8 protein-coding genes and 2 pseudogenes are annotated in these 9,519 nt (G+C 73.8%); 8 read left to right on the top strand and 2 right to left on the bottom strand.

The genetic code is table 11. The features are described 5' to 3' along the window. Both BJF79_RS23170 and BJF79_RS23175 read right to left on the bottom strand, forming a co-directional pair. The coding region (locus BJF79_RS23170) for an AAA family ATPase (protein WP_158079263.1) at positions 1–656 on the bottom strand (656 nt) is incomplete at its 3' end. After that, positions 653–1,786, bottom strand: coding sequence for an exonuclease SbcCD subunit D (locus tag BJF79_RS23175; RefSeq protein ID WP_075900392.1), 1,134 nt, complete (start codon positions 1,784–1,786; stop codon positions 653–655). The genes BJF79_RS23170 and BJF79_RS23175, both read right to left, overlap by 4 nt. Before the next feature lie 158 nt (positions 1,787–1,944). Here BJF79_RS23175 and BJF79_RS57325 point away from each other — a divergent pair. From BJF79_RS57325 to BJF79_RS23215, 8 genes and pseudogenes are all read left to right on the top strand, one after another. Beyond that, a pseudogene (locus tag BJF79_RS57325) lies at positions 1,945–2,593 on the top strand (RibD family protein). A gap of 89 nt (positions 2,594–2,682) precedes the next feature. After that, a complete protein-coding gene (locus BJF79_RS57330; RefSeq protein WP_187357045.1) occupies positions 2,683–3,129 on the top strand; it encodes a dCMP deaminase in 447 nt (148 codons plus the stop codon). A 164-nt stretch (positions 3,130–3,293) separates the two neighbouring features. Then, entirely contained in the window at positions 3,294–4,733 is a 1,440-nt protein-coding gene (locus tag BJF79_RS23190) for an aldehyde dehydrogenase (RefSeq protein WP_075900395.1), read from the top strand. 135 nt (positions 4,734–4,868) lie between these two features. Next, the gene (locus tag BJF79_RS23195) at positions 4,869–5,834 is read left to right on the top strand and encodes an ABC transporter ATP-binding protein (protein WP_083733715.1); all 966 of its coding nucleotides are present in this window, start codon (positions 4,869–4,871) and stop codon (positions 5,832–5,834) included. 10 nt (positions 5,835–5,844) lie between these two features. Next, positions 5,845–6,579 carry an ABC transporter permease gene (locus BJF79_RS23200; RefSeq protein WP_083733717.1) on the top strand — a complete coding sequence of 245 codons (735 nt, stop codon included), beginning with the start codon at positions 5,845–5,847 and terminating at the stop codon, positions 6,577–6,579. 29 nt (positions 6,580–6,608) lie between these two features. Continuing rightward, positions 6,609–7,874, top strand: coding sequence for a sensor histidine kinase (locus BJF79_RS23205; RefSeq protein ID WP_075900397.1), 1,266 nt, complete (start codon positions 6,609–6,611; stop codon positions 7,872–7,874). Beyond that, positions 7,871–8,551, top strand: coding sequence for a response regulator (locus BJF79_RS23210; RefSeq protein ID WP_075900403.1), 681 nt, complete (start codon positions 7,871–7,873; stop codon positions 8,549–8,551). Before BJF79_RS23205 ends, BJF79_RS23210 begins: the two co-directional genes overlap by 4 nt. Positions 8,552–8,711: 160 nt before the next feature. Further along, positions 8,712–9,519 (top strand): annotated as a pseudogene (locus BJF79_RS23215) (hypothetical protein); the annotation flags it as partial.

Genomic DNA, 9,519 nt, shown 5'->3' on the forward strand with positions numbered 1-9,519 from the left:
TCGGCTATCCGGTCGGCGATCGAGGCGGAGGCGGCGCCGAGGTCGGCGGCGGCGCGGCGGGCGGCGGCGCGGCGGTCGGCGAGCCACTTCTCGACGTCGGCGAACACCCCGGTGGCGAACAGCTGCTCAAGAACTTTGCGGCGCTCGTCCGCCTTGGCGCGCAGGAACCCGGCGAACTCGCCCTGCGGCAGCATCGCGACCTGGCAGAACTGGACGGCGCTCATGCCGAGCAGGTCGCCGATCAGGTCGCCGGTCTCGTCGATGCGGTTGGACAGCCCGGTCCAGCCGCCGCGCTCGAACTCCTCCAGCAGGACCTTGTGGTGTTCCTTCTTCGTGCCGGAACCGCGCAGTTTGGGACGTTCCCACTCGGGCGACCGGGTGAGGCGGAGCCGACGGCCGCGGATCGTCGTCTCCAGGACGACCAGCGGTGCGGCACCGGGGGCGGCGTGGTCGCTGCGCAGGCCCTTCACCCGGTTGCGGACGCCCGGGACCTGCCCGTAGAGGGCGAAGCACACGGCGTCGAGGACGCTGGTCTTGCCGGCGCCGGTCCGCCCCTGGATGAGGAACAGCCCGGCGCCCGACAGCGCGTCGAAGTCGATCTCCTCGGTGCCGGAGAACGGGCCGAACGCCGTGACCTCCAGCCGGTGCAGCCTCAAGCGAGGGCCTCCTTCTGGCGGCAGTGCTCGAACGCCTCGTGCAGGAGGGCGCGCTCGTCGGCGGTCGCGGGCTCGCCGGCGACCTCGGTGACGAAGTCGCCCGCGATGTCGAGGTCGGACTTCTCCCGGATGCGGTCGGCCCACCCGCGGGGCGCGTCGGCGCCGTCGCCCTCGGGTTCGTAGCCGAGGACGAGCGCGCCGGGGAACCGGCGGCGCAGCCGCTCCATCGCGCCGGACGGCCGCCGCGGGTCGGTCAGCGTGATCTGCAGCCAGCGGTCCTCGAACTCCTCGAACCGGGCGTCGTGCATCAGGTCGTCGATGCGGCCCCGGACGCGGCCGAGGCGGCACGGGACGGGCGCCTCCGCGAACTCCGCGCGGACGCCGTCGGCGCGCAGGTCGACCAGCCAGGAGCCCTTCACGTGGTGCTCCTCGGAGAACGAGTAGGCCAGCGGCGACCCCGAGTACCGGACGCGGTCGGTGACGGCCCACTTGCCGTGCAGGTGGCCGAGGGCGGCGTAGTCGACGCCGTCGAACACCGACGCGGGGACGTGCGCGGAGCCGCCGACGGTGATGTCGCGCTCGCTGTCGCTGGCCTCGCCGCCGGTGACGAACGCGTGCGCGAGGACGACCGACCGGACGTCCGGGCCGCGCGCCTCGACGTCGGCGCGGACGCGGCGCATCGCCTCGGTCAGCACGGCGGCGTGGGTGCGGTCGCGCAGTTCCCATTCGCTGCGGGCGAACTCCGGTTCGAGGTAGGGGATGCCGTAGACGGCGGCGTCGCCGATGAGGACGGGCTCCCCCACGCGGGCGAACTCGGTGCGGACGTGCACGCCCGAGTCGTCCAGCAGGCGCGCCCCCCAGCCGAGCCGGCTCGCCGAGTCGTGGTTGCCGGCGATGAGCACCACCCGGGTCAGCGCCTTCAGCCGCGCGAGCGCGTCGTCGCACAGCTTCACGGCGTCCACGCTGGGCAGCGCCCGGTCGTAGACGTCGCCGGAGACGAGCACGCAGTCCACCCGCTCCGCGCGGACGGTGTCGACGAGGTGGTCGACGAACGCCTCCTGGGCGTCCTTCAGTGACTCGCGGTGGAAGGATCTGCCGAGGTGCCAGTCGGAGGTGTGGAGGATTCGCATGTCGGGGCAACCCTAGGACTCACCTCCGACACATCCGGCACAGAAACGCCGAGTCGCCACAAAGGATCTTCGAATCCCCGCTTCCGGACCGGGCGCGCCGCCGACGCCCTAGTGTTCGGAGGGTGAGCGAACGCCCCTACGTCCTGTTGAGCTGCGCGATGTCGGTCGACGGGTACATCGACGACGCGGGCCCGGAGCGGCTGCGGCTGTCGAGCGCCGCGGACTGGGACCGGGTCGACGCGGTGCGCGCGAGCTGCGACGCGATCCTCGTCGGCGCCAGGGACGTCCGCGCGACGACCCCCGGCTGCTGGTCCGCTCGCCGCGCGGCGGGAGCGGCGGGCGGCGCGGGGCCTGCCGCCCGATCTGACGAAGGTGACGCTGACCTGGAGCGGCGACATCGACCCGGACGCGCGGTTCTTCACCACCGGGGAGTCGCCGAAGCTCGTCTACACCGCGTCGGAGCGGGTGGACGCGCTGGCGGAACGGCTCGCGGGACGCGGCGAGGTGATCGGCGCCGGGGACCCGCCGGAGCTGCCGAACATGCTCGCCGACCTCGGGGCGCGGGGCGTCCGGCGGCTGATGGTGGAGGGCGGCGGCGGGGTCCACACCGCGTTCCTGACCGCCGGGCTCGCCGACGAGCTGCAGCTCGTCGTGGCGCCGTTCTTCGTCGGCGACCCGTCCGCGCCGCGGTTCGCGCACTCGGGCGTGTTCCCGCAGCGCCCGGACCGTCCGATGCGGCTGGAGGAGGTGACCCGCATCGGCGACCTGGTGCTGCTGCGGTACCTGACGGCGGGGCGGCGCGGCTGAGGGGCAGGATGGATCCCATGGACGGCATGGACGGCACGGACGGCGCGGGCGGCGCGAACGACGCGGGCGGCGCGAACGACGCGGGCGGCATGGACGACGCGGGCGGCATGGACGACGCGGGCTGGCTGCGGCTGGCGTGCGAGCTGGCGGCGCTGTGCCCGCCGTCGCGGACCGCGTTCTCCGTCGGCGCGGTGATCGTCGGCGAGGACGGGCGGGAGCTCGCGCGCGGCCGTTCGCGGGAGGGCGATCCGCACGACCACGCGGAGGAGGCGGCGCTCGCGAAGACGTCCGGCGACCTGGCGGGCGCGACCGTCTACAGCTCGCTGGAGCCGTGCGGGCGGCGCGCGTCCCGGCCGCGGACGTGCGCGGAGCTGATCATCGCGTCGGGGGCGCGGCGGGTCGTGTTCGCGTGGCGCGAGCCGTCGCTGTTCGTGGAGGGTACGGGCGCGGAGGTGCTGGCGGCGGCGGGCGTCGAGCCGGTCGAGCTGCCGGAGTTGGCCGACCTGGCGCGCGAGCCCAACGCGCACCTGCTGTAAGCGATCGGGTACTCGACGGCCGAGCTGGATGAGACTGGAGTCTCATTCGCTCTTGCCAAGGTCCAGGGGGTGCGTGCGATGCTGTGCCAAGCAAGCACTCGGTTCGACCATTCGGCTCGGCCGACGGCGTGACGGCCGCCCCCGAGAGCAGGAGGCACCCAAGAATGCGCGAGCACGATCGGTTCTTCATCGGCGGCGGCTGGGCCGCCCCGGCCGGAACCGGCACGATCGAGGTCATCTCGCCCCATACCGAAGAGGTCATCGGACGCGTCCCCGAGGGGACCGAGGCCGATATCGACGCCGCCGTCGCGGCGGCCCGGCGGGCGTTCGACGAGGGCCCGTGGCCGCGGATGACCCCGGCCGAGCGCGCCGCGATCCTGGGCCGGCTGTCGGCGATCTACGCCGAGCGGCAGCAGACGATGGCCGAACTGGTCACCGCGGAGATGGGCTCGCCGCTCGGGTTCTCGATCTTCGGGCAGGCCGCGATCCCGCAGATGGTGCTGCAGTACTACACCGACCTCGCCGCCTCCTACACCTGGGAGGACGAGCGCCAGGGGATGCTCGGCCCGGTCACGGTCACCCGCGAGCCCGTCGGGGTCGTCGCGGCGATCGTCCCGTGGAACGTCCCGCAGTTCACCCTCATGCTGAAGCTCGCACCGGCCCTCATCGCCGGGTGCACCGTGGTCGCCAAACCGTCCCCGGAAACGCCCCTCGACACCTACCTGCTGGCCGAGTGGATGCTGGAGGCGGGCCTCCCGGACGGCGTCGTCAACATCGTCCCCGCGGGGCGCGAGGTCGGCGCGCACCTGGTGGCGCACCCGGACGTCGACAAGGTGTCGTTCACCGGCTCCACCGCCGCCGGGCGCAAGATCGGCGCGGTCTGCGGCGAGCAGCTGAAGCGGGTGACGCTCGAACTCGGCGGCAAGTCGGCGGCGATCGTCCTGGAGGACGCCGACCTCGCGTCCACCGTCGAGGGGTTCAAGCTGGCGTCGCTGATGAACAACGGGCAGGCGTGCGCCGCGCAGACCCGCATCCTCGCGCCGCGCAGCCGCTACGACGAGGTCGCCGACGCGCTCGCCGCCATGGTCTCCGGCCTCACCGTCGGCGACCCGTCCGACTTCGCCAACGAGGTCGGCCCGCTGGTCGCGCAGCGCCAGCAGGAGCGGGTGGAGGGCTACATCCGGCTCGGGCAGGACGAGGGCGCCAAGATCATCACCGGTGGGCTGAACCGCCCGCACGACCGCGGCTGGTACGTCGCCCCGACCGTCTTCGGGGACGTCCGCAACGACATGCGCATCGCCCGCGAGGAGATCTTCGGGCCCGTCCTGGCCCTCATCCCCTACGAGGACGAGGACGACGCCGTCCGCATCGCCAACGACAGCGAGTACGGCCTCGGCGGGTCGGTGTGGACCGCCGACCCCGACCACGGCGTCGAGGTCGCCCGCCGCATCCGCACCGGCAGCTGCGGCGTCAACATGTACGTGCTCGACCCCAACACCCCCTTCGGCGGGTACAAGAACAGCGGCCTCGGGCGCGAGCTCGGCCCCGAGGGGCTGGCCGCCTACCTGGAGCACAAGTCCATCCCGCGTCCCGCGTCCGCGTGACGTGACCCGCGTCGGCATCCACCTTTCGATCGATGGCGGATCATCCCCCCGCTGACCGGACGGTGGATGCCCGCGCGGGCGTCCCGGCGCGAACCTTGACCCGTACGGCGATGAACCGGCGGGAAGGAACGAGCGTTGGGAACCACCATCGAGGTCGAGGGCCTCGTCAAGCGGTACGGCGACCACGCCGCGCTCGACGGGGTGTCCTTCGAGGTCGGCGACGGTGAGATCTTCGGGATCCTCGGCCCGAACGGCGCCGGGAAGACGACGGCGGTGGAGTGCCTGGAGGGCCTGCGCCGCCCCGACGCGGGCCGCGTCCGCGTCCTCGGGCTCGACCCGCGGCGGGACGGCGACCGGCTGCGCGAGCGGATCGGCGTGCAGCTCCAGCAGACCGGCCTGCCCGCGTCGATCCGGGTGCGCGAGGCGCTCGACCTGTACGCGTCCTTCTACCGCTCCCCGCGCGACCCGCGCGAACTCCTCACCGAGTGGGACCTGGAAAGCAAGCGCGGCGCCCGCGTCCGCAAGCTGTCCGGCGGGCAGGCGCAGCGGCTGCACATCGCGCTGGCCCTCGTCGGCCGCCCCGACGTGGTCTTCCTGGACGAGCCGACCACCGGCCTCGACCCGCAGGCGCGCCGCGCCACCTGGGAGCTGATCCGCCGGGTCCGGGCGAGCGGCGTCACGGTCGTGCTGATCAGCCACTTCATGGACGAGGCCGAGGAGCTGTGCGACCGGCTCGCGGTGTTCGACCGGGGCCGGATCGTCGCGTCCGGCACCCCCGAGACGCTGATCGAGGAGGCGACCGGGGGCGGCGGCCGGATGCGGTTCCGGCCCTCCGCCGAGCTCGACCCCGCCGAACTGGCCGCGCTGCCCGGCGTCACCGGCGTGGAGTCGTCCGGACGGCACGTCGTCGTCAGCGGCACCGGCGACTTCGCCGCCGCCGTCACCTCGGCGCTGGCCCGCCGGCACGTCCTGGTCGCCGACCTGCGCGTCGAGCAGACGAGCCTCGACGACGCCTACGTCGCGCTGACCGGCGGCCCGCCCGCCGAGCCGTCCGGCGAACCGCCCGCGGAGCCGCCCGCCCGTCCGTCCGAACGCGCCTGAGGGGGCCGCCGTGTACGTCAAGATCATCGCGACCGAGTTCCGGCTGCGGATGCGCGAGGGGCACACGCTCGTGTTCGCGTTCGTCCTGCCGCTCGCGCTGCTCACCGGGTTCGCCGTGCTGCCGGGGTCGGGCGACCCGGCGAACGAGCTCGGCGGGCAGACCCTCGCCGAGTACATCGCCTCGATCGGGATCGGCATCGCCTTCGCGATCCTCGGCCTGATGATGATGCCCGCGATCCTCGCCGAGTACCGGGAGCGGGGCGTGCTGCGCCGGATGCGGGCGACGCCCGCCCGGCCGTCCGCGCTGCTCGTCGCGCAACTGCTGTTCAACGCGGTGATGGCGGCGGTGAGCGCGCTCGTCCTGATCGGGTTCGGCGCGGCGGTGTTCGGCATCGCGGCGCCGCGCAGTCCGGGCTGGTTCGTCCTGTCGGCGGCGGCGTGCATGCTGGCGCTGCTGGCCATCGGAGCGGTGGTGACGGCCGTCGCGCCGACCGCCCGCGCGGGCAACGCCGCCGGGTCGCTGCTGTTCTTCCCGAGCCTGTTCCTCGCCGGGGTGTACGTCCCGTACGACCAGATGCCGGCGGCGCTGCAGCGCGTCTGCGACGCCACGCCGCTCGGCGCCGGGCTGGAGGCGGTCCGCGCCGCCTGGGCGGGAGATGCGCCGGAAATGTCCGCCATTGCGATAATGGTCGCGTACGGGGTGGTCGCGACCGGGGTGGCGGCCAAACTCTTCCGGTGGGAATGACGGCCGCCGGAACGACATCGGGGGGCGTGATGACGAACGGTGCGGGCGGCGGCGCGCCGAAGTACGACGCCTGGGAGATGCGCGAGCAGTTGGCGCTCGGCGCCATCCCGTACGTCCTGCTCGCGATCTCGACGGTGCTGGGCCTGCTCGTCTACCCGAACTCCCCCGGCGGGATCGCGGCGATGCTGGGGCTCACCGCCCTGGGCGCCGGGTGGATCGCGTGGATGGTGACGCTGCACCCCGGCTGGCGCGACCGGACCCGCCTCGCCGCCGTGTACTACGTCGGCCTCCTGACGATCCTGGGCGCCCTGATCGCGGTCAACCCGCTGTACGGCTTCGCGGCCATGATCGGCTACGTGCACGCGTTCATGCTGCCGTCCCCGTGGCGGCTCGCGGGGATCGGCGTGACCGCGTCCTTCTCCGCCGCCTCCCAGCTCGGCGGATTCGCCGTGATCGTCGACGCGACGCCCGTGTACCTGCTGGCACTCGCCGTCAACACCGCCATCGCGAGCACGTTCTGCCTGTTCGGGTGGCGCGTCGAGGAGCAGTCCGCGCAGCGCAAGGTCGTGATCGGCGAACTCGCCGAGGCGAACGCCCGGCTGGAGACGGCCCTGGAGGAGAACGCGGGTTTGCAAGCGCAGCTGCTCACGCAGGCGCGCGAAGCGGGCGTGCAGGACGAGCGGCAGCGGATGGCCGGGGAGATCCACGACACGATCGCGCAGGGCCTGGCCGGGGTCGTCACCCAGCTCCAGGCCGCCCGGCAGGCCCACGAGCGCGGCGCGGGCTGGCTCCGGCACGTCGACGTCGCGCAGGAGATGGCGCGCGAGAGCCTCGCCGAGGCCCGCCGGTCCGTGCACGCACTGCGGCCCCGCGAACTGGAGGAGGCCGCGCTGCCCGAAGCGCTCGGCGAGATCACCCAACGCTGGACCGCCGCCCACGGCGTCCCCGCCGCCTTCACCGCGACCGGTACGGTTCGGGCCATGCATCCCGAGGTGGAGGGCACGCTCCTGCGCACCGCGCAGGAAGCGCTCGTCAACGTCGCCAAGCACGCCGCCGCGTCCCGCGTCGCGCTCACGCTCTCCTACATGGGGGACGTCGTGACGCTCGACGTCCGCGACGACGGCGCCGGATTCGTCCCCGACCGGGTGCGGCCCACCGCCGCCGGCGGGCACGGGCTGGCCGCGATGCGGCGCCGCGTCGCCCGCGTCGCGGGACGGCTGGAGATCGAGTCGGCGCCCGGCGCGGGCACCGCGCTGTCGGCGTGCGTCCCGGCCGTCCCGGCGGAGGCGTCGTGAGCGGGACGGACGACACGCCGATCCGGCTGCTGATCGTCGACGACCACCCGGTGGTGCGGGACGGGCTGCGCGGCATGTTCACCGGCGAGCCCGGCCTGGAGGTGCTCGGCGAGGCCGGGGACGGCGCCGAGGCCGTGCGCCTCGCGGCGGAACTGCGGCCCGACGTCGTCCTGATGGACCTGCGGATGCCCGGCATGGACGGCGTCACCGCAATCACCCGGATGGCCGAGTCGGGGCTGCCGTGCCGGGTGCTGGTGCTGACCACGTACGACACCGACCGGGACGTCCTGCCCGCCATCGAGGCGGGCGCCACCGGATACCTGCTGAAGGACACCCGCAAGGACGAACTGTTCCGCGCGGTGCGGGCGGCGGCGCACGGCGAAGCCGTCCTGTCGCCGCCGGTCGCGACGCTGCTGATGAGCCGGATGCGATCGGGTGCCGCACCGGCCCCGCCCGTCCCGTCCCGGGACGGCGAGGAACCGCTGAGCCCCCGCGAGCTGGAGGTCCTCGCCCTGGTGGCGCGCGGCAGCACCAACCGCGACGCCGCCGCGAAGCTGTTCGTCAGCGAGGCGACGATCAAGACGCACCTGCTGCACATCTACGCCAAGCTGGGCGTGAACGACCGCGCCGCGGCCGTCGGCACGGCCTTCGACCGCGGCCTCCTCCGCCCCCGCTGACCCGGAGCGGAACTCGGCGCCGGGCCGCCGGGTTCATTCCGGTTCGTCCACGGCCGGTGGGGTTCGTGCCGGACTACCGGGGTGCGTCCCCGGGGCAGTGGGGGGCGTTGACCCGTTCCGATTCCGCAATCGTCGGTGCGGAGCCGTACGGTAGTGCGCCGTGCCCACCAACACGTCCCCTACCACCGGTGATGAGGCCGCCAGCCTGGACGACGTCCTGGTCGGCGAGGCCGTGCTCGGCGTCTACCGGCAGATGTTCGCGGCGCTCGCGCGCGACAGCGGCGCCGTCGTCGACGACCCCGGCCTCGTGGACGTCGCCGAGACGCTGCTCGCCGCGTTCGCCGACGCGGGCGAGGAGGGACTGAGCCGCGAGCAGATGCGGTACGTGTGCCGGGCCTACCCGTCCGAGGTGTTCGAGAACCGGCTGCGGGTGCTGAAGGGGCTCGGCGCCGTCCGCGAGGTGTTCCCCAAACCGAACCAGCTGCGCTACCGGGCGTCGTTCACGAGCGTGGTCGGGCTGATGTTCGTCCGGCGGATGATGCTGGACGGCGGGCAGAGCGAGATGCACCGGCTGCTGGCCCTCGAACAGCTCAACGTCGCCGACCCCCGGATGACCCCCGAGCAGGCACGGGACGGCGCGGACGGGCTGGCCCGCGCGTTCCGGCTGTGGAGCGTGGAGCTGCTGACCCTGACGAACGGGACGATCGAGGAGCTGCGCGAGCAGGCGCCGAAGCTGTGGGGCACCGAGGAGATCCTGGTGCGCGCCGAGCGGCTGCACGGCGCGATCCTGCGGCGCTGGCCGGAGCTCGACCGCACCTGCACCGACCTGCGCGCCGCGATCTACGCCTACGGGGACGCGTCGCGCCGCGCGGCGGCCCGGCTGTCGGACTCGGCGGGCACCACCCGCAACCTGACGCTGCTGCCGCCGGAGACGTGGCGGACGTTCTCCCGCACCGCGTCGCGCGAGG

The sequence above is a fragment of the Actinomadura sp. CNU-125 genome, from assembly GCF_001942465.1.
GTDB lineage: Bacteria > Actinomycetota > Actinomycetes > Streptosporangiales > Streptosporangiaceae > Spirillospora.

What these genes read in the sequence shown, in the direction of transcription:
- BJF79_RS23175 (WP_075900392.1), bottom strand. Translation starts at nt 1,786, where the DNA reads ATGCGAATCCTCCACACCTCCGACTGGCACCTCGGCAGATCCTTCCAC.
- BJF79_RS57330 (WP_187357045.1), top strand. Translation starts at nt 2,683, where the DNA reads ATGGACGACGCGGGCGGCATGGACGACGCGGGCTGGCTGCGGCTGGCG.
- BJF79_RS23190 (WP_075900395.1), top strand. Translation starts at nt 3,294, where the DNA reads ATGCGCGAGCACGATCGGTTCTTCATCGGCGGCGGCTGGGCCGCCCCG.
- BJF79_RS23205 (WP_075900397.1), top strand. Translation starts at nt 6,609, where the DNA reads ATGACGAACGGTGCGGGCGGCGGCGCGCCGAAGTACGACGCCTGGGAG.